This is a genomic window from Calditrichota bacterium, from assembly GCA_013151735.1.
Lineage (GTDB): Bacteria > Zhuqueibacterota > JdFR-76 > JdFR-76 > BMS3Abin05 > BMS3Abin05.
In genome coordinates this window covers 1-19,581 of sequence record JAADHR010000108.1, presented here as the reverse complement: position 1 = coordinate 19,581, position 19,581 = coordinate 1, and the positions used below count along the sequence as shown (strand labels likewise).

Annotated in this window: 19 protein-coding genes; all 19 read right to left on the bottom strand. The window is 48.9% G+C overall.

Annotated elements, in window-relative coordinates; genetic code table 11:
• Positions 1-106 precede the first annotated feature (106 nt).
• Entirely contained in the window at positions 107-1,186 is a 1,080-nt protein-coding gene (locus tag GXO76_07460) for a glycosyltransferase family 9 protein (GenBank protein NOY77689.1), read from the bottom strand.
• 41 nt (positions 1,187-1,227) lie between these two features.
• Positions 1,228-2,340: a glycosyltransferase gene (locus GXO76_07455; protein NOY77688.1), complete on the bottom strand. Its 1,113-nt coding sequence runs from the start codon at positions 2,338-2,340 to the stop codon at positions 1,228-1,230.
• On the bottom strand, positions 2,337-3,149 hold the full coding sequence (locus tag GXO76_07450) for a DUF72 domain-containing protein (protein ID NOY77687.1): 813 nt from the start codon (positions 3,147-3,149) through the stop codon (positions 2,337-2,339). Before GXO76_07450 ends, GXO76_07455 begins: the two co-directional genes overlap by 4 nt.
• Positions 3,150-3,362: 213 nt before the next feature.
• Positions 3,363-4,433, bottom strand: coding sequence for a glycosyltransferase family 4 protein (locus GXO76_07445; protein ID NOY77686.1), 1,071 nt, complete (start codon positions 4,431-4,433; stop codon positions 3,363-3,365).
• 22 nt (positions 4,434-4,455) lie between these two features.
• A complete protein-coding gene (locus tag GXO76_07440; GenBank protein ID NOY77685.1) occupies positions 4,456-5,427 on the bottom strand; it encodes a GNAT family N-acetyltransferase in 972 nt (323 codons plus the stop codon).
• Between the two features lie 5 nt (positions 5,428-5,432).
• The gene (gene argF, locus GXO76_07435; GenBank protein ID NOY77684.1) at positions 5,433-6,350 is read right to left on the bottom strand and encodes an ornithine carbamoyltransferase; all 918 of its coding nucleotides are present in this window, start codon (positions 6,348-6,350) and stop codon (positions 5,433-5,435) included.
• Positions 6,351-6,366: 16 nt separating this feature from the next.
• Positions 6,367-7,725 carry an ATP-dependent protease ATPase subunit HslU gene (hslU, locus tag GXO76_07430; protein NOY77683.1) on the bottom strand — a complete coding sequence of 453 codons (1,359 nt, stop codon included), beginning with the start codon at positions 7,723-7,725 and terminating at the stop codon, positions 6,367-6,369.
• Between the two features lie 36 nt (positions 7,726-7,761).
• Positions 7,762-8,295 (bottom strand): ATP-dependent protease subunit HslV, encoded by a 534-nt coding sequence (gene hslV / locus GXO76_07425; protein NOY77682.1) that lies wholly within the window; start codon positions 8,293-8,295, stop codon positions 7,762-7,764.
• A 25-nt stretch (positions 8,296-8,320) separates the two neighbouring features.
• Positions 8,321-9,772, bottom strand: coding sequence for an RNA polymerase factor sigma-54 (rpoN, locus tag GXO76_07420; protein NOY77681.1), 1,452 nt, complete (start codon positions 9,770-9,772; stop codon positions 8,321-8,323).
• A 241-nt stretch (positions 9,773-10,013) separates the two neighbouring features.
• Positions 10,014-10,742 (bottom strand): LPS export ABC transporter ATP-binding protein, encoded by a 729-nt coding sequence (gene lptB, locus GXO76_07415; GenBank protein ID NOY77680.1) that lies wholly within the window; start codon positions 10,740-10,742, stop codon positions 10,014-10,016.
• Between the two features lie 17 nt (positions 10,743-10,759).
• Positions 10,760-11,890, bottom strand: a complete 1,131-nt coding sequence (locus GXO76_07410) for a hypothetical protein (protein ID NOY77679.1) — start codon at positions 11,888-11,890, stop codon at positions 10,760-10,762.
• A 24-nt stretch (positions 11,891-11,914) separates the two neighbouring features.
• Positions 11,915-12,550, bottom strand: a complete 636-nt coding sequence (lptC, locus tag GXO76_07405; protein NOY77678.1) for an LPS export ABC transporter periplasmic protein LptC — start codon at positions 12,548-12,550, stop codon at positions 11,915-11,917.
• Positions 12,547-13,467: a lysophospholipid acyltransferase family protein gene (locus GXO76_07400; GenBank protein ID NOY77677.1), complete on the bottom strand. Its 921-nt coding sequence runs from the start codon at positions 13,465-13,467 to the stop codon at positions 12,547-12,549. The genes lptC and GXO76_07400 overlap by 4 nt, the downstream gene beginning before the upstream one ends.
• Before the next feature lie 3 nt (positions 13,468-13,470).
• Positions 13,471-14,442: a KpsF/GutQ family sugar-phosphate isomerase gene (locus GXO76_07395; protein ID NOY77676.1), complete on the bottom strand. Its 972-nt coding sequence runs from the start codon at positions 14,440-14,442 to the stop codon at positions 13,471-13,473.
• Positions 14,443-15,099 carry a fructose-6-phosphate aldolase gene (gene fsa, locus GXO76_07390; GenBank protein NOY77675.1) on the bottom strand — a complete coding sequence of 219 codons (657 nt, stop codon included), beginning with the start codon at positions 15,097-15,099 and terminating at the stop codon, positions 14,443-14,445.
• A 345-nt stretch (positions 15,100-15,444) separates the two neighbouring features.
• Positions 15,445-16,278 (bottom strand): 3-deoxy-8-phosphooctulonate synthase, encoded by an 834-nt coding sequence (gene kdsA, locus GXO76_07385; GenBank protein ID NOY77674.1) that lies wholly within the window; start codon positions 16,276-16,278, stop codon positions 15,445-15,447.
• A gap of 46 nt (positions 16,279-16,324) precedes the next feature.
• Positions 16,325-17,965 carry a CTP synthase gene (locus GXO76_07380; GenBank protein ID NOY77673.1) on the bottom strand — a complete coding sequence of 547 codons (1,641 nt, stop codon included), beginning with the start codon at positions 17,963-17,965 and terminating at the stop codon, positions 16,325-16,327.
• A 104-nt stretch (positions 17,966-18,069) separates the two neighbouring features.
• Positions 18,070-18,819 carry a 3-deoxy-manno-octulosonate cytidylyltransferase gene (gene kdsB / locus GXO76_07375; GenBank protein NOY77672.1) on the bottom strand — a complete coding sequence of 250 codons (750 nt, stop codon included), beginning with the start codon at positions 18,817-18,819 and terminating at the stop codon, positions 18,070-18,072.
• Positions 18,820-18,849: 30 nt separating this feature from the next.
• A complete protein-coding gene (gene gatC / locus GXO76_07370; protein NOY77671.1) occupies positions 18,850-19,143 on the bottom strand; it encodes an Asp-tRNA(Asn)/Glu-tRNA(Gln) amidotransferase subunit GatC in 294 nt (97 codons plus the stop codon).
• Positions 19,144-19,581: the final 438 nt, after the last annotated feature.

The window sequence follows — 19,581 nt, the reverse complement described above, 5'->3', positions numbered from 1 at the left end:
ATCCTGTAAACAGTCACGCGATTGTTTTGCCGATTTTCCGAATCCGGATTGATTCTTGTCTGACTCTTTTGGTGGAATAATCGGATTAAGGGGAAAAGTTGAAGGGTCAGGTCTGATTCAGGGCGATTCCTTTTTTCAGGAGAAGCTGTTCTCCGGCGGTCACCACGTCTTCCACGGAAACGGATTCGCAGCGTTCGTCAATCCCCCGGATGGCAACAAACTCCGCGCCCCACGGTTTCCACTGGTTGGGATCCGTCGGACCAAAAATCACAACCAGAGGCGTGCCCACTGCAGCCGCTACATGAGTAGTTCCCGTGTCATTTCCTAAAAACAAATCCGCCTGTGAAATAACCGCAGCAAACTCACGCAATGTGAGGTCCGAAATAATTTTGGCAGGAACCGTGACCTCTTTTAAAAGCCTGTCGGCAAGCGCTTTTTCACTCGGGCCGTGGAAAATGGCAATTTGAGCCCCGTGTTTCCTTCCGAAACGTTCTGCCGTTTCGGCAAACTTTTCAACCGGCCAGCGATTTTCAATCTTCCCGGCTCCGGGGTGAATGCCAAGAATCGGCCGATCAAATGTAAATTTCAATTTCTTCAGATAGCGTCTGGCCCAGGCCTGCTCCTCCGGTAACAGGGTGATTTCTTCCCGGAAATTTGTTGTGGAAACATTCAGATAGGACACGATTTCCAGATTTTTCACACTCTGGTGCTTCCCGTCATCCTGGTAAGGTACTTCCAGATTGTAGAAGAAATTCCGGCTGGTTCCCGGAAACCGCAGATGTGACGACCCTAAAATATATCGGGCCCCCGTGAGCCAGGCCAAAACATCCGAAGTATTTGAATGGGAAACCGTATTCAACACAACCACCAGATCAAATCCGGACCGGAGCTTTCGCAGAAATGACCACAGGCTTTTCGGGCGCCATCTGTAGCCCACTTCCTGAAACACCAAAATGTCATTCAAATTTCGATTGTTGCGCGCCACGGGTTCCTGATAGCTTCGAACCAGCAGAGAGATTTCCGCTTGTGGAAAACGGTCCCGAAGTGCCCGGAGAACGGGTGTGGAAAGCAGAAAATCACCCAACTGATCGTGCTGGCGAATAACGAGAATTTTGTGAATGGATTTCCAGTCCACCTGCGACGGATGGAGAGGCTTTCGTTTGAGCACCCATTCCAAAAGTCCCATGCTTTTCCTTTTAAAAAACTGCTCGATGGGTTTCCAGAAACTCATTTTTGCCTTTCATTCACCAGTTCAAAAAAATAGGATTCCAGGGCACGGATCATTCGATCCCGTGTAAAAAATCGCTGAACCCGTTCCCGGCCGTTTTTTCCCAGTTTCCGGCGCAGGTCTGGCTGAGCGGCCAGACGTTCAAAGGCCCGTGCAAGTTCCTGTGGGGCATGCGGCGGCACGAGGATTCCCTCCCGTTCCGACACAATTTCGGGCAGATTGCTGGCCCGGGAAACAATGACCGGCCGGGCCGCGGCCATGGCCTCAATAACCACAATGCCAAACCCCTCCCACAGCGAGGGCAGCACCAGAACGTCAATCATTTTCATGACCTCCGGAATGTCATTTCGAAATCCGGCCAATTTTATCCGGGATTCAAGACCGTTCTCCCGGGCAAATTGTTCCACCTTGCTCTGTAACGGCCCTGCGCCGCACAAAAACAGTGTCGCTTCTTTTCGGGTCTCAACAAATTGCCGAAATCCCTCCAGCAGATCCTGAATCCCCTTTCTTTCATCCAACTGTCCCACAAAACCCACCACAAAATCATTTTCGGAAATACCCCATTCCTCCCGCAGATTCTTTTTGGGCGGGGAAAGATAGGGCTCCGGATTGATGCCGTTGTAGATCACCCGAACCCGTTGCGGCGGCAACCAGGGGGCGTTTTTCAGAAGGGTTCGTTTAGTGGATTCCGAATTGGCCAAAACAGCCGTTGCCAGTTTGGTGTAGCTAAACCGGTACGCCAGATGATTTTTCAGGGGATAGTCACTTCCCCTGCGCGGCAGTACAACCGGTACACCCACTATTTTAGCGGCCAGGCCCGCAATGCGGAGTTCTTTGTCCATATTTGTAAGAATGCCGTCAGGGCGAAGCTTTCGAAGAATCTTGGCTGCTTTCAGAATAGAGACCGGGTCGAAGTCGCCGCGAAAAGACATCGTAAAAACCGGGAACCCATCCTCGGCCGCGCGCCGGGCCAATTCCGTCCCCGGGCGGCAAATCAAGCTAATCCGATGGCCCCGGTCCCGCAATCCCCGCATGGCTGTCAGCATCCAAATTTCGCCACCCGCGAACATTTGAATGGAATTAACAAACACCCAATTCAGCCTGGTCTTCATGAAGCCGGCGTCCCCAGATCCAACAACCCCTGCTCCCGCAGAAGGGTTTCCATCTGCCTGGCGTTAATTACGGCGTGCCCAAGGTGACAGTTGTTAAAAAAAAGATAGGTTTTCTGCGTTTTTTGTGCCAGCGACCGGATACGCCCCAGCCATTCCGAGAGTTCTTCCGGAGAGTAATCGTAATCGTAGCGGTCGCCGCCGGACTGCCCCCACCAGTTCTGGGTATTCCTGCCGTGAAATCTCACATACCCGATGGGCGTTGTCGCAATATCCTGTGGAGGAATCAGTGATTTAAAGCGGGGTTCATCCACATTGCAGTAGCCAATCTGGTGGTCTTCCAGAAATTGGTACACATTGTCCCGAACCCAGCTTCGGTTTCGAAATTCCACAAAAAGGGGATACACGCCGGACAGCTCTTTAATTTTTTGAAGATATTCTAAATTCTGTGGTGTGTATTTAAATCCCCAGGGGAATTGGGCCAAAAACCCCTTCAATTTCCCGGCCGTTTTCAGGGGGGTCAACACGTCATGCAGATTTCCCATCGATTCCTCAACCCCCTGCCGTTTGTGAGTTACATCCTGGTGAACTTTGGAGATAAATTCAAAATCCGGCGGGGTTTTCCGATTCAGATGATAAAAAACCGCCTGATTGGGAATGCGGTAATAGGTGGAATTGATCTCCACCGTTTTAAAATCCTTTGCGTAATAATCAAGCATTTTCCCCTTCGGAATATCTGCCGGGTAGTACACGCCCTTCCAGTCTTCAAAACTGTACCCCGACGTTCCGATTAAAATTTTTGCAAGAGGCATCGTCAATCCCTAAATCGGCTTTCATTTTCACAGATTTCAGACCAAGTCACCCACCAACTCAACCAACCCTACAACCCAATTAACTCCACCAACCCAATCAACTCCACCAACCCAATCAACCCACCAACTCAACCAACTCTATTAACTCAATTAACCCCAACAACTCAACCAACCCTATCAACCCAATCAACCCAACAACTCAATCCACCCAATCTACCCCATCCCGGCCAGTTCGTGAATCCGGTGTACCACCTTTCTGGCATCGTGGTGGGCTTCCAGCCAGCGGCGGCCCTGCACGGCTTTTTCCTTCCGCAGTTTTGAATCCCCCAGAAACGGACGCAGTTTTTCTTCAATCTTTCCATCGGAAATATCAATAAAGGGATGGTCGGGATAGGCTTCGGCAAAGCCCTTCACCAGAGAGGTGGCCGTGGGAATCCCCATGGCCAGGGCTTCAAGCGCATTTATGCCGTACCCCAAATCGCCGATCTGATCGACAAAAAGATCGCACGTCTGCTTTACATTCAGGGCGTCCCGATACGCCAAACCTTCGATCAAGACAATCTCTATCGGGAAGTCTCTTTTTAGATTTTCCAGAGATTTCAGAATTTGGTCCGTGCCCTTTGCCTGTCGATTGGACGGGGCATGCCCGATCCGAAGGGTACCGGAAGTTGGCTTTTCAGAAACGTGAAATTTCTCCGGCAAAAAGGGAAAAAATACGTGGTGAATGGCCGGATGGTAAAAGAGGTGATCGAATTCGACCGTCACCGTCAGGTCTGCGCTCGCATCAATTTCGGGGATCACTCCCCGCACCCGCAGATCGCTTCCCGTGTAACAGCAGATAATTTTCTTCCCTCTGTTCTTAAGCTGCCGAACCGTGCGTCCGTCCCGGAAAAATTCCAATCCCCCATCCAATTGGTACACATCGAAATTCCAGAAATCAATTTCTTCCTGCAGGCGTTTGATTTTGCCTGCCCAGAGCGTTTCACGAAAGGCAATGAGCCATTTTTCGCCGGCACCCGGCCTCCAGAGGAGAGGAATTTTCTCCGGTATCCGATGAACATTTTCCACACGAAGCCTCTGCGCAGGCGTCAGTATTTTTTTGATCCAGAAATAGCGCGATAAATCGGCAAAAGGCAGGTTCAGACAAATGTCTTCTTCGTAGCCAAAGGGATGGGGAGCCAGAGTAATCAGGCGGCTGAAAAAGCCCTGTTCGCGTTCGGCCTTTACAAACGTGATGGGAACACCGGCCACATTAAAGGGAGCTATGTGCAAAATCTTAGTCAAATGCCGCCTCCCACATCGTTTTTTAAAGAACCTTTACAAACGTGTCGCGGAAAATTCCTTTCGAGCCAAAATTTTCCTTAAAGCGGGCGAGTCCCCAGTTGGGCTCCATATTTACGGTAAAAATACCAAAATCGAAATAGCGGAATCCCTGGCGAATCGTTTTCTTAAACACCTCGTAAAAAAGCAAATTGACCGGCCGGTACTGCTGGTAGGCTTCATCGTGACTGATGTAGAAGGCCAGATTGACCAGCGGATTGCAGTGAAACATCACCACACCGGCAATGATCCGATCGTCAAGGTACGCCCCGTACAGGTGGATTTTATCCGGAAACATTTTCTTCAGCAAAAGGAGTTCGTCCAGGGTGTGGGTGGGTTGCACATTGTGACGCATTTTCAGATTTTTTTTCAGGATCTCATAAAATTGGGGAAAATCGTTGGAATCACGAATGGTGACCCCCAATTTCATCGCGCGGCGCACTGCCGTTCGGGATTCCGGCTTAAACTTTTGCAGAACGGTATCCTCGGTAAAATTGAGCGTTACGAAACTGGACACCTCTCGCTTGCGATAGGTAAATCCGTTCATAAAAAGCGAAAAATCCAAATAATTGTTGATTTCGTGCGAGTAGAAGATCGGTGCAAACGTAAGATCAATTTTACGGAAGTTTTCGCTGCGTGCGTACCGGATCAGTGCCTGAACCAGATCAAACGACCGTTTCAAATGAATATCCCGCGGCACCACCCATCCCCCGTAGGACGCACCCGGATGCGAATGGAGAATCCGGGCCTCATTTTCCACGTATTCGGCCGCCGGAAAAACGGCGGCGATTTTCGAACCGTTCCAGAAAATAAGGGAATGGTCGGTAAAGCGATCCGGCGGATGGTATCCCAAAAACTTACGGGTGTGGAAAAGAGTGCCGTTGTTGGCACTCTCCACAAACCGATCCCAGGCTTCCGAATCACGTTCCTTAAAGCGAGAAACTTCTAATGAGGCCATCGCGTCTATTCCGATCCCAGCAGTTTTATGAGAATGGCTTTCTGGGCGTGAAGCCGATTTTCAGCCTGATCGAATACCACCGAATGCGGTCCATCGATGACGCTGTCGGTGATTTCGTCTCCCCGGTGTGCGGGCAGACAGTGCATGACAATAACGTCATCGTCGGCCAGTTGAACCATGTCGTCGTCAATCTGATATTCCTTAAAAATCTCCCGTCGCAGATCCTGTTCTTTTTCCTGACCCATGCTGGCCCAAACATCGGTGTAAATGACATCGGCATTTTTGGCTGCCATTTTGGGGTTGTGGTAGAGTTCAATCTGACTGATTCCCGCCTTTTTTGCCATCGAAAAAATTTCCTTGTCCGGTTCATACCCCTCCGGAATACCAAACACCAGATTCATCGGCAAACGGGAGGCCATATTCAGCCAGGAATTGGCCACATTATTTCCATCGCCGATGTAAGCGATTTTAAGCTTCTCCAAACTGCCCTTTTTCTCGATAATGGTCAACACATCGCTTACAACCTGGCAGGGGTGCAGCAAATCCGTCAACGCATTGATAACCGGCACGGTGGCAAATTCTGCCAGCTCCAGAATGTCCTCGTGACCAAACAGCCGGGCCATGATAATATCGTTGTAACGGGATAAAACACGGGCAATGTCCGAAACAGCTTCCCGTTTGCCAATTTGAATGTCGGTCGGCGACAAATAAATGGCATGTCCCCCTAACTGGTACATTCCCGTTTCAAACGAAACCCGCGTACGCGCAGAAGGTTTTTGAAAAATCATGGCCATCGACTTGCCTTTTAACGGCTTGTAGTCCTTGCCATTTTTCTGGACTTTTTTTAATTCTTTCGCCATTTCCAATATTTCGAGGATTTCATCCCGTGTGAAATCCGTAATTGCCAAAAAATCTCGTTTCACCACTTCCTCCTTCAATTTAAAGAATGTATCGACTTAGGTCCTCGTTCTCAACAATTTCATCCAGGGTGGCATGCACTTGTTTTTTATCGATTTTAATCTCTTTTTCCTTCACATTCGGCACGTTAAAAAGAATGTCTTCCAGCAATGTGGTCATAATGGTATGAAGCCGTCGGGCTCCGATATTTTCTGTCCGGTCATTTACTTCCGATGCAATGTGGGCAATCTCCTTAATGGCATCTTTCGTAAAACTCAGCGAAACACCCTCAGTCGATAGCAGAGCCGTGTACTGTTTAATCAGTGCATTCTGGGGTTCCGTCAGGATTCTCACGAAATCCTCTTCCGTCAGGCTTTCCAACTCCACACGAATGGGAAAACGTCCCTGCAATTCCGGAATCAGGTCAGACGGCTTGGACACGTGAAACGCCCCGGAAGCAATAAACAAGATGTGATCCGTTTTCACCATTCCGTATTTGGTAATGACGTTGGTGCCTTCCACCACCGGCAACAGGTCGCGCTGAACGCCTTCTCTGGACACATCCGGGCCGGCGGAGGATTTTCCTCCCGCAATTTTATCAATCTCATCCAGGAAAACGATTCCTGAATTTTCCACCCGGTCGATGGCCTGCTTAATCACATCGTCCATATCGATGAGCTTTTGGGCCTCTTCCTGCGTGAGGTACTCTTCAGCTTCGTCAACGGTCATTTTTCGCCTTTTGACCTTTTTGGGCATCATTCCCCCCAGGAGATCCTGGAAATTAAATCCCATTTCCTCCACGCCCACGGGCGAGATAATCTGCATCATGGGGTTTTGAGATTTTGGAATTTCCAGTTCCACAACCCGGTCCTTCAGTTTTCCCTCTTTTAGGAGATTGCGCAGTTTTTCCCGGTTTTTTTCGCGCATTTCTTGAATTTCAACTTCCTCCCCCACTTCAAATTCCCGATCTTCCTGTTTTCGGCGAATGGGCGGTAACAGGAGGTCCAACAGGCGTTCCTCGGCAATTTGCCGGGCTTTTGGCTGGACTTCTTCGGTGCGTTCGGCTTTTACCATATTGACGGCGAAATCGACCAGATCGCGAATCATCGATTCCACATCGCGTCCCACGTACCCCACTTCCGTAAATTTCGAGGCTTCCACTTTAATAAACGGAGCTCCGGCCAATTTCGCCAGACGCCGGGCGATTTCTGTTTTTCCGACACCGGTCGGGCCGATCATAATAATGTTGTTCGGCATGATCTCTTCCCGAAGCTCATTCGTTACCTGCAGCCGGCGCCAGCGGTTTCGCAAGGCAATAGCAACCGACTTCTTAGCTTTGTCCTGCCCAATGATATATTTGTCCAGTTCATTTACAATTTCTCGAGGGGTTAATTCTTTCATTTCCTTTTTCATCGTCACTGTCCTGTCTTCAATTTTTTAAAGGGTTTCGATCACAATGTTTGAGTTGGTGTAAATGCAGATTTCAGAAGCAAGGGTTAAGGCCTCGCGTACCAATTCTTCCGCATTTAAGTTTGTGTGATTTCGCAAGGCGCGGGCCGCGGCCAGGGCATACGGGCCGCCTGAGCCAATGGCAATAATCATGTCGTCGGGCTCAATCACGTCGCCCGTTCCCGAAATAATGAGCGCATGTTCCTTGTCCAGAACCGCCAGCATAGCCTCCAGACGGCGCAGGTACTTATCCGTTCGCCATTCCTTCGCTAATTCCACCGCCGACCGGTAGAGGTTTCCCCGATATTCCGAAAGTCTGGCTTCAAATTTTTCAAAAAGCGTAAAGGCGTCCGCCGCCGCTCCGGCAAACCCTGCCAGAATCGTATCGTTGTACATTTTTCGTACCTTTCGGGCCGTTGCCTTCATCACGGTGTTTCCAAACGTAACCTGCCCGTCCCCGCCAATAGCCACGCCTTTATCTGTTCGAATGCCTAAAATTGTTGTTGCGTAGAGCTGTTCCAATGAGTTATCCTTTCATTTCAAAATTTTAGATTTGCCGTCTGAGCCGGGCTACGGGAATTCCCATTTGTTCGCGGTACTTGGCTACGGTACGCCGCGCAATCGGGATTCCTTCGCTTTTTAAAATTTCGACAATTTTATCATCATTAAACGGCTTTTTGTGATTTTCGTTTTCAATAATCTCCCGAATGCGATCCTTAATGACCCGATTCGAGATTTCTTCCCCGCTGGACTTCCGCATTTTCTCGCTGAAAAACGACTTCAGCTCAAACACACCGAAATCCGTTTGAACATATTTCCCGTTGGTCACCCGGCTGATGGTCGAGATATCCATTCCCACATCCTCGGCAATATCTTTCAGGATCATGGGCTTCAGATTTCCCGGACCCTTTTCGAAGAAATCCCGTTGATGTTCAACAATGGAATGCATGACCCGCAAAATCGTTGCCCGGCGCTGCTCGATGGAGTTGATGAGCCAGCGGGCCGCCTCCAGCCGTTTCCGGATGTAATCTTTGACATCCTTTGGGGTGCCCTTGCGGTTGGTCAGCATTTTTCGGTACATTTTGTTGATGCGCAACCGCGGAACGTAGGCATCGTTCAGGCTAATGATGAAATCATCATCCACCCGCTCCACAATGACATCCGGAACCACCGAATTCAACTCAGGAGCAAAATACCCCTCTCCCGGTTTTGGATTGAGTTTTGAGATTTCCTCAAGCGCCTTTTTAATGGTTTCAATGGGCACTTTCATTTTATTTGCCAGCTTCTCAAAGCGCTTGTTCTTGAAATCCTCGTAGTATTTTTCCAAAATTTCAATGGCTTCTTTGCTGCCATTTTTTTCCCGAAGTTGAATCAGCAAACATTCCCGCAGGTCTCTTGCGCCAATTCCGGGAGGATCAAAGGATTGAATGATCTTCAGAACCTCCTCCACCTTTTCAACCGGGACGCCAAGATTCTCGGCGATGTCGTTCACATCACTCAGCAAATAGCCGTCGCTGTTGATATTCCAGATGATGTAATCTCCGATCGCCACTTCCTCATCGGTCAGACCGGAAATCATGTGAAGCTGTTCCAACAATTTATCTGTAAGTGAAATTTGATTGACTTTGGGGCGCTCGTACTCTTCCACATTGGAGTCCCGCGGAATCCGGAATTCATCTTTTTCATCGTCGCCCAGCACCTGATCCCAATCAATTTCATCCTGTTCTTCAACGGTAACTTCTTTCTCCTCCTCAGCAGCCTCTTCAGAGCCGTCTTCCTTTTCCTTTTCCTGTTCCAGTTTCAGTTCGGGAATATCTTCCTCTTCCATCTCTTCTTCCAGATCCGTTTCCTGGACCTCTTCCAGAAGGGGGTTGATCTCCAGTTCCATTTTAATACGCTGTTCCAGATTCAGTAAGGGAAGCTGCAAGAGCGTTGACAGCAAGACCTGTTGCGGTGACTGCTTCTGCTGCAGAGACAGTCTTTGCGAAACATTTAACATAAAACCACCTAACTTAGTTTATCACCATCTGCTTTCGGCTCGATTGTTTCACCTGCATTTTCGTCCAGATTAAAGTTAAATGAAAAATCCTTCGATTTCAAATAGGAATAAAGCCTCCAAATTGCTCACCCCATTAAGGCCGGTTCTTTCGGCTCAGGAATGTTTTTGCATCCCTTTGAGCCGGGCGGCCCGTTTCTATTTTTTGCATCCGTCCCGTTTCTTTGGGCTCAGGCTTTGTTTTTCAGCGATTCAGGCGAAATTTATCCCCCAGATAAAGCCGGCGGGCTTCCGCATCGCTGGCCAGAAATTCTGCCGAACCCGCCTTTAAAACACGTCCGTCGTACAAAAGATAGGCCCGGTCCGTAATGGACAGCGTTTCGTGCACATTGTGATCTGTAATGAGAATGCCGATTCCTTTTTCCCGCAATTGGCTCACAATTTTCTGGATATCCTCCACGGCAATCGGATCGATGCCGGCAAAAGGCTCATCCAGCAGTAAAAATTTGGGATGGGTTACCAGAGCCCGGGCTATTTCCACCCGCCGTCTTTCGCCTCCTGAAAGATTATAGCCCTTATTTTTGGCCACATGGGTTACCCCAAGATCGGAGAGATGCATTTCCAGACGCCGACGACGTTCCTGTTTGGAAATAGGAAGCATCTCAAGAATCGCCAGGATGTTTTCTTCCACGGTCAATTTCCGGAAAATGGACGGCTCTTGCGGCAGATAACCAATCCCCAGACGGGCCCGTTTGTACATCGGCAGCCGCGTGAGGTCCCGATCATCCAGAATAATGGTTCCGGTATTCGGCCGAATCATTCCGGTAATCATGTAAAAGGTGGTGGTTTTTCCGGCTCCGTTCGGACCCAGCAGCCCCACAATTTCCGATTGTTTGACATCAATGGAAACGCCCTTTACGACCTTTCGTTTTCCATAAAATTTAACCAGATTTTCGGCCTTTAATACGGACATTTTTTCGACAGTTTCCTTTATGGTTTCAAGGGCTGCACTTTTGCACCGGGCGGATAGAATTTTCCGCGCGAGCGCCCCGGTGTGCTTTTGATAATCACTTTCTTCACATCCCCCTTTTGGAACTGAATTTTCAGCCAATCCCCCAGAACCTGATTAATGCCCTTTTCTTTTCCATCTTCTATCACATGATAGAGACTGATGGCCTGATCCTGCACAGTCACTTCCCTCAGCGTATCTTCCTTAAAGCTCATCCAGATATCCTGACCGGAAAGCCAATCTTCCAAAATCTTTTGATGGAGATGCCTTTTTGAACTCATGCGGCCATGCCCAATCAGATGGACGCGCTCCAGATGCTTTCCGTGAATAAAAATCTCAATTGAATCCGCTGTCATGGTATCTTCCCGCTGGTAGACTTTCGGTTTCCCGGTAATCACAATCTTATCTTCAGAATTATAATATCGGGCAATTGCGGCAAAACTGATAACATCCCCCCTGGTAATTTTTACATCTTTAAGCGCCACCGCTACGGATTTGTTGCCGTCATACGCCAGTTTTCGGGATTGGATCTCAACCTCTACCGCTCCCGTCGAATCCCTCCGAATCAGCTTTGGATTTCCCCTCGCCTCGCCGTAATCCTTATCCACCCAGTAAATAAGGCTATCGGCAAACAGCTCGATAGAATTGAGGGAATCCCGAAACACCACGTTCTGCGTGGCAAGAGCCTTTTGAGTGACGTCCGAATATTTAAGAAGATTTGAGGCCAGTTCCTTCTTCCCGTTGGTAAACCGGACGTGCCCTCTGGCGATTTCCCGTTCCGGGCGCTGGTAGTAGATCACCTCATCCGCCCGTAAAATCCGGCCGGAATCATTCATAACAACCTTCCCGGTGAAAATTGCGAACGCCTGTTGCCGATAATAAACGGACTGATCACACGTCAGGGATTTGAAACCCTTTTCGAAAACCACATTCCCCATAAAACGAAAGATTTCCTGGCCGTCTTTTTTCTGAAAAATAAGGGAATCGGCGTGCATCAGCCGGGCCAGATTAATCGACTTTTCCTGCGAAAAGGCGGGAAATCCCCATCCGAGAATGAGGATGAGAATGGAAACACTTCCAACGATTTTTTCAAAGAACCTGTAACGGGCCATCTTCTTGACTTTTCATTAAAGAGTTTATTTCGTCTTTTCTGCCGAAGGTTTGATTGCAGCGGTAGTCTGCTTTTGCTTCTTCCCTCGAAAATGGCTCTCCACATTTATTGCTGCGGGGCGGCTGGAAACACCCCGCGGTTTTCGAATAACCCAGTGTTTTAGGTTTTCATCCGATTCAAATCCGGTACCGTACAACGTATCTGTTTTGGTGGTCACTTTAACGAATGCATCCGTGTACAATTTATTTTTCTTGTGATCGTAAGTCAGATGGTCCGTGTAGAGTGTTGCCCCACTATCCGAATGCGCCACCACGTGGCCAAGGGCCTCCACCAACTCTGTTTTTTCATTCAAAAGCCCCCGATCTGAAATAACGGTTGAACTGAGCCGGCCCTTCTTATCGTAGATAAAAACCTTAACGCCTTCGTCAAATTTCATGAGCTGCTTATCAGAATAGCGACTCATGTGCCCGTATTTGACCTTCGCCGTAATATGCCCCATTTTGGTGGTAATCACCGTCGAATTCCAGGCTTCCTGATCCGGGGTTTCTGCGGCCGGCTTGACCTGTTTTGCAGGCGGGGCCGTTGTTTTCTTTTCGCCGCAGCCCGCCACCAAAAAAGGGACAAGCCCCAGAACAACCAGTAAGTTCGTTAAACGTTTCATTGGCTCTGCTCAACGTCTTCCGGACGGGTTTTCCAGCGCTCGTGCATCCAGACCCACTGTGTTGGAACCGTTCGGATAAACTCTTCAATTATTTTGGTCAACCCCTGCGTATTTTGCATGACATCTCTTCGTTTATCGCCGGTCAAAACCATTTTAAATTCGGGCAGGATTTTTATCCGGTGCGTGTAGGTTTTGTCCAGTTGAATAAAAATCGGGATCAGGGCGGCCCCGGTTTTTTCAGCCAGGATCACCGGCCCCACAGGTGTGTAAGCCGGCTTGCCGAAAAAATCCACAAAGGTTCCGGCAACGTGTGTATCCTGATCCATAAGCAACCCGAGAAGATTGGGCCGATGCAGAATATGCAGCAGGAATTTTGTGGAACCGCCGCGGGGAATATTGATGTATCCACCGCTTTTCCGCATTTTTAGCAGCAATCGGTCCAATCGGGGATCGTACAACCGCGCCCCCACAACATAGAGCGGATACCCCCTCATGGCAATATAGCCGGCCATCACTTCCCACGAACCGATATGCCCGGTAATCAAAATAATGCTGCGACCGGCCCGACGAACCTGATCCAGAATATCCAGGCCTTCAGCGGCTACAATTTTTTCCAAATCCGCCAAAGAGTAAATGGGCAACCGAAGCGCATCCACGGCATTCCGGCCCAGATTCACAAATGTTTCCTTGGCCATTTTTCGAATGGCCGCAGGCGATTTTTGATTCCCAAAGGCAAGCGTCAAATGGGCAATCATTTTGTTCCGGGCATCGGAAATCACGTAGTAGCTGAATTGTCCCAATTTTTCAAAGAGCTTGAACGCCGCCTCACGCGGCAAAAGACGAACAAATAAGATCAAATAAAAGACGAATAAAAAGATCAGATCATTTTTGACGCGTTTTTTCAGCGGTTTGGCCATCGATCAAGAGATTCCTGCTTTTAAGAGATCGTGAATATGAACAATGCCCACCAGATGATTTTCCGCATCCACCACAAGCAGAGAATTGATCGCCCGAATTTTCATCAGATTAAAGGCATCGGACGCCAGAATCCCGATTTTTACCGTAATGGGATTTTTCGTCATGATTTCCTCAGCCCGAAGCTCCCACAGATCCTTTTTGCGCTCAATCAAACGCCGGACGTCGCCATCGGTAATAATGCCAAGCAGTTTACCCTGCCCGTTCACAACGCTCGTTGCTCCGAAACGCTTTGAGGTAATCTCCATAATCGCATCTTTTAGCGGAAGATCCGGAGCCACTTTCGGCACCCGGTCTCCAGTCGCCATAACATCGTCAATCCTGAGGAGGAGCCTTCGGCCAATACTACCGCCCGGATGCAGCCGGGCAAAATCTTCCAGACTGAAATTCCGCAATTCCAGAAGCGCCACGGCCAGAGCATCTCCCATGGCCATGGTTGCCGTGGTACTGGCAGTGGGTGCCAGATCAAAAGGACACGCTTCTTCGGGCACGCGTACGGTAATGGTCACATCGCTCTTTCGGGCCAGTTCGGAATCCGGATTGGACGTCATGGCAATAATGGGAACCCCAATGCGCTTTAAAATGGGGATGAGCTGGGCCAGTTCTTCCGTGCTGCCGCTTTTGGAAATGCAAATTACCACATCATCTTTGAGAACCATCCCAAGGTCGCCGTGGGCACCCTCTGTTGGATGCAGAAAGAAAGCCGCTGTTCCTGTGCTAGTGAGTGTGGCTGCAATTTTTCTTCCCACGATGCCGGATTTCCCAATCCCCGTCACAATCACCCGGCCCTTGGAGCGACGAATCAGATTGACGGCCTTTTCGAAAGAGGCATCCACCTGGTCGACAAGCTCTTCCAGTGCTCTGGCTTCGATGCGGACAACCTGCTTTCCGCGCTCAATGATCTCTTCATCACTCATTTAGGCATGAAGCTCCTTCTTTGCAGAGTCCCAGTCGGCCAGGAACCGCTGAATTCCACGGTCCGTTAACGGGTGTTTCACCATTTGCTTGTACACGCTCAGGGGAGCCGTAACAATCGGTACGCCCGCCAGGGCACATTCCACCACGTGCCTGGGATTTCGAATGCTGGCAGCCAGAACTTCCGCTTCAAACACATAATTTGAAAGCGCTTCCTGAACCTGCGCCACCAGGCCCACGCCCATTGCTGAGATGTCGTCCAGACGTCCTACGAATGGGATCACGTAGTGGGTGCCGGCTTTTGCCGCCAGCAGCGCCTGCGAGGGCGAAAACACCAGGGTGGTACCCGTGGCAATTCCGTCGGACTCCAGCGTGCGAATGGCCTTGAGCCCCTCCAGTGTGACGGGAATCTTTATCACCACATTTTCCGCCCATTCGGCCATTTCACGCCCTTCGGAAACGATGCCTTCCGTCGTTGTGCTGACGACTTCCGCCAGAACAGGCCCGTTTACCCGGGCGGCAATCTCCTGAATGACCGGTTTCAACCGGCGCCCCGATCTGGCAATCAGACTGGGATTGGTGGTGACGCCGTCGCACAAATTAAGCGACAGAGCTTCTTCGATATCCGAAATCTCTGCCGAATCGATAAAAAATTGCATGGTTAAGATTCTCCCACTTAAATACAGCCGCGAATGCCCGAAATTTTTTAGTTATTTTTTTCCCTTTTATATCGCTTTTCTCCAATATACCACATCGTCATCCCCCAGAGAAGTCCCGCAACAGGAAACAGAATTAGCGATACGATTAAATTCTTTACCACAGGTGTCGACGGCTGAAAAATTCTTGTGATTAAAAAATAAAAAAGGCCACTTAAAATTCCCCAGCTTAGCGCCCCATAAATTATAATGAACTTCAAAAAGCCGATTGTTCGGGTTTTTTCCCATTTTTCAACATGTTTTCCACTAAAACTCATGATGATCAATCCTGTTTTCCATCATTCTGAATTAAGGATTCAACCAGGGTTTTACCATATTGTCAATCTGTTTGACCTGCGTTAGCAGTTCTTCCAGCTTTTGCAAGGGCCACATGCTGGCGGCATCACACAGGGCATTTTTGCAATCCGGGTGCGTTTCAATAAAAAGGGCATCCACACCGGCAGCCACACCGGCCCGGGCCAGATAAGGCACAAACCAGGGTTCACCACCTTCCGGATTGGAGGACGGGACCCCGTAAATGCGAATCGAGTGGGTCACATCAAACATCACCGGGTAGCCAAAAGAACGCATAATCGGGAAAGAGCGCATGTCCACTACCAGATTGTGGTATCCGAACACGCTGCCCCGCTCGGTTAAAATAATCTGTTTATTTCCCACACTCTCGATCTTTTTGATGATTTTCCCCACATCTTCCGGGTGCAAAAACTGCCCCTTTTTAACATTGACAACCTTGCCGGTCCGCGCAGCCGCCAGGGTAAGGCTGGTTTGCATGGACAGGTAGGCCGGAATCTGGATCACATCCAGAACCTCCGCCGCCGCTTCTGCCTGACAGTGATCGTGAATGTCCGACAGCACCGGCACGCCGTAGGTCTCTTTGACCTTTTGCAGAATTTTCAGGCCTTTTTCCAGTCCGGGACCCTGGTAAAAATCCACCGACGAGCGGTTGTCTTTCTGGTAAGACGATTTAAAAATCCAGGGGATGCCCAGGCGGTCCACTATTTCCTTGATCTGACCCGCCGCATCCAAAACCACACTTTCTTCTTCAATCACACACGGCCCTGCGATGAGAACCAGCGGATTTCCTCCGCCAATTTTTATCCCATTAACATCAATTATTTTCATTCCATTATCCCAATCATTCCGTTCTAAAATACCAAAACCGATCGACCTAAACAGAGACGGTCTTGTTCGCCTGTTTTCGCTGATAGGTAAGAGCAGCGTTTACAAATTCCCGAAACAGGGGGTGAGCTTTGTTGACCCGCGATTTAAGTTCCGGGTGAAATTGAACCCCCACAAACCAGGGATGTGTGGGCAATTCGACAATTTCAACCAGGTCTTCTTTGGGATAAATGCCGCTGAGAACCAACCCATTTTCCTGAAGAATGCTTCGGTATTTGTTGTTTAGCTCGTACCGGTGCCGGTGGCGTTCGGAGATTTCCCGCACGTGATAGGCCTCGAAGGCCTTCGTTCCTTCTTTCACCACACAGGGGTAAGCTCCAAGGCGCATGGTCCCGCCCTTGTCCTTTAGGCCTTTCTGATCTTCCATAAAATCAATTACAGGATGGGGTGTTTCGGGGTCAAACTCCCGGCTGTTTGCCCGCTTGAGCTCACAAACATTCCGCGAAAATTCGATCACGGCACATTGCAATCCCAAACAAATTCCGAAAAAGGGAACCTGGTTGACACGCGCAAATTCTACCGCCTGAATTTTTCCTTCGATGCCCCGGGTACCGAATCCCCCCGGAATCAAAATGCCTTGCACATCGTGCAGATATTTTCCGGCGCCGCCGGCTTCAATATCCTCTGAATCCACCCAAACAAGTTCCACATGCGCGTCGTTTTCAACACCGGCATGAACAAAGGCTTCAATAATACTTTTGTAGGAATCTTTCAGATTGATGTATTTTCCAACCACTGCGATCCGGACGGTTTGAGACGGATTTTTGACCTTTTCAACAAAGCGCCGCCACCGACTGATATCCGGCTGCGGGGTTTTGAGGCCGAGTTTTCGAACCACCAATTCATCTAATTTTTCGTTGTGGAGAACAAGAGGAACCTCGTAGATGGTTTCAACATCCCGCGCTTCGATAACGGCTTCGGCAGGCACATTGCAAAACAGGCCGATTTTCTCCCGAATTTCTTGTTCCAGATGGTATTCTGTGCGGCACAGCAAAATGTCGGGTTGAATGCCGATTTCACGGAGTTTCATTACACTGTGCTGGGTGGGTTTCGTTTTCAATTCGCCGGACGGGCGAATGTAGGGAACAAGTGTCAGGTGGATATTAATGGCATTCTCCCGCCCCACATCCAGGCAAAACTGCCGAATGGCCTCCAGAAAAGGAAGGCCCTCAATATCGCCGACGGTGCCTCCCACTTCCGTAATAACCACGTCAAACGGATGTTCATTCCGGGCCACATCCCAGCATCGGCGTTTGATTTCATCGGTAATGTGAGGAATCACCTGAACGGTTTTCCCAAGGTAATCGCCGTGTCGCTCCTTCATAATGACGGTGTAATAAACCTGTCCCGTCGTGGTGTTGTTCTTTTGAGTCATGTTGGTATCGATAAAACGCTCATAGTGCCCCAGGTCCAGGTCGGTTTCGGCGCCGTCATCGGTCACAAAAACCTCCCCGTGCTGAAAGGGGCTGAGCGTTCCCGGATCCACATTAATGTAAGGATCAAATTTTTGAATCGTTACCTTGAGTCCCCTCGATTTGAGCAACATGCCCAGTGATGCCGCGGCAATTCCCTTTCCAAGGGAACTGACCACACCGCCCGTAATAAAAATAAATTTTGTCTGTTTTTCAATCACCGCTTCAACGCCTTTTTGATTTAAGATCTTTGCCAATCCGTCCGTAATCGTATTAAGATATGTTTTTTTCGGCCGCGTTATCTTGCGTATTTTTACAGAGATCAAAGAATTGTGTTTAAAACACGTTCCACTCGTGGAATATCTTCCGGCACATCCACACAAATGGGGACGTAATCGGTTTCAACAACCTTTATTTTGTACCCGTGTTCCAAAATCCGAAGCTGTTCCAGTTTTTCAATTTTCTCCAATTCTGATTCTTCCCAGCCGGCAAATTCGAGCAAAAATTCCTTCCGGTATACATAAAGACCCACATGTTGAAAATATTTAAACTGCTCCAGCCAGCGCGATCGATCCGTTTCATCCCGATTGTAGGGAATAATTCCGCGCGTAAAGTAGATCGCAAAATGATTTTGATCAAAAATGACCCGCGCCGTGTTGATGTCCTGCATTTCTTCCAGGCTTTGCGCCGGACGCACCAGTGTTGAAACCTGTAGCCGGCTGTCCGTAAAAAACGGCTCGACCGCCGCATCAATAGCCCCTGGGTCAATCATGGGTTCGTCCCCCTGAACATTGACCACCAGATCCACAGATTCTTTTTCCACCGCTTCAGCCACGCGATCGGTACCGCTTCGGGCCGAAACAGAGGTCAGGATTACACGCGCGCCAAAGGATTCCGCAACTCGCTTTACGTCCGGATGATCGGTTGCGATCCAAACATCATCCAAAAAAGCAGCCTTTTGTGTCTGTTCAAAAACCCACTGAAGCATGGGCTTTCCCAAAATCGGCGCCAGCACTTTTCCGGGAAACCGAGTTGCCGCGTACCGGGCCGGAATAACGGCCACCACCCTCATGTGATCGGGTTTCTTCACCATTGTCAGGCGCTATTCCTGTGCAATTACTTTTGGTACGCTAAAATAGCCGTTCTTTTTGGAGGGTGCATTCTCCAGAACCTCTTCCTGAGGCATGGAGGGTTTTACCTCATCCTTTCTGAAAACATTTTTAACTTCCAGAACATGGTAGGTGGCCGGGACACCTTCCACATCCAGCTCATTCAGCTTTTCAACGTATGAAATAATTTGACTTAATTGTTCCGTAAATTTTTGTTTTTCTTTATCAGTAAACGATAATTTCGCCAGTTTTGCGATTTTTTCCACATCTTCCACTGTAATTGCCATAAGAAAGCCTCCGTTTTATTACAGGAAATAATTTTATTACAGGAAATAATTTACGACAAATAGGGATTATTGTCAAGACAAAATAATAAATTGGCACAATATTTGTAAATCATATTTAAACACGGCATTTACCCCTGATTTTGGGATTCCCCGCCGATGAATACCGTTCAAAATAGGAATTCCAGCCACAAAAATCAAGTTTAAAAATCCATGAAAAAGCGGCCCTGATACGGCTCGGGATTTTACAAAGAGTTGTGTTTAAATCAGAGTTTTTTCCTGTCCCGTGTAATCATAGCAGTTATTAACCTATCGTCCCTACGGGACTTCTTAATTGTTCTTTTTTATTAGCTACAAACCTATCGTCCCTACGGGACTGTATTTATTGCTGCTGTTAGTTTAAGATTAGCCAATCTGTATGTGATAGCGCCGATAGGTGCG

What these genes read in the sequence shown, in the direction of transcription:
- GXO76_07460 (NOY77689.1), bottom strand. Translation starts at nt 1,186, where the DNA reads ATGGGACTTTTGGAATGGGTGCTCAAACGAAAGCCTCTCCATCCGTCG.
- GXO76_07455 (NOY77688.1), bottom strand. Translation starts at nt 2,340, where the DNA reads ATGAAGACCAGGCTGAATTGGGTGTTTGTTAATTCCATTCAAATGTTC.
- GXO76_07450 (NOY77687.1), bottom strand. Translation starts at nt 3,149, where the DNA reads ATGCCTCTTGCAAAAATTTTAATCGGAACGTCGGGGTACAGTTTTGAA.
- GXO76_07440 (NOY77685.1), bottom strand. Translation starts at nt 5,427, where the DNA reads ATGGCCTCATTAGAAGTTTCTCGCTTTAAGGAACGTGATTCGGAAGCC.
- hslU (NOY77683.1), bottom strand. Translation starts at nt 7,725, where the DNA reads ATGAAAGAATTAACCCCTCGAGAAATTGTAAATGAACTGGACAAATAT.
- rpoN (NOY77681.1), bottom strand. Translation starts at nt 9,772, where the DNA reads ATGTTAAATGTTTCGCAAAGACTGTCTCTGCAGCAGAAGCAGTCACCG.
- lptB (NOY77680.1), bottom strand. Translation starts at nt 10,742, where the DNA reads ATGTCCGTATTAAAGGCCGAAAATCTGGTTAAATTTTATGGAAAACGA.
- GXO76_07410 (NOY77679.1), bottom strand. Translation starts at nt 11,890, where the DNA reads ATGGCCCGTTACAGGTTCTTTGAAAAAATCGTTGGAAGTGTTTCCATT.
- lptC (NOY77678.1), bottom strand. Translation starts at nt 12,550, where the DNA reads ATGAAACGTTTAACGAACTTACTGGTTGTTCTGGGGCTTGTCCCTTTT.
- GXO76_07400 (NOY77677.1), bottom strand. Translation starts at nt 13,467, where the DNA reads ATGGCCAAACCGCTGAAAAAACGCGTCAAAAATGATCTGATCTTTTTA.
- GXO76_07395 (NOY77676.1), bottom strand. Translation starts at nt 14,442, where the DNA reads ATGAGTGATGAAGAGATCATTGAGCGCGGAAAGCAGGTTGTCCGCATC.
- fsa (NOY77675.1), bottom strand. Translation starts at nt 15,099, where the DNA reads ATGCAATTTTTTATCGATTCGGCAGAGATTTCGGATATCGAAGAAGCT.
- kdsA (NOY77674.1), bottom strand. Translation starts at nt 16,278, where the DNA reads ATGAAAATAATTGATGTTAATGGGATAAAAATTGGCGGAGGAAATCCG.
- kdsB (NOY77672.1), bottom strand. Translation starts at nt 18,819, where the DNA reads ATGAGGGTGGTGGCCGTTATTCCGGCCCGGTACGCGGCAACTCGGTTT.
- gatC (NOY77671.1), bottom strand. Translation starts at nt 19,143, where the DNA reads ATGGCAATTACAGTGGAAGATGTGGAAAAAATCGCAAAACTGGCGAAA.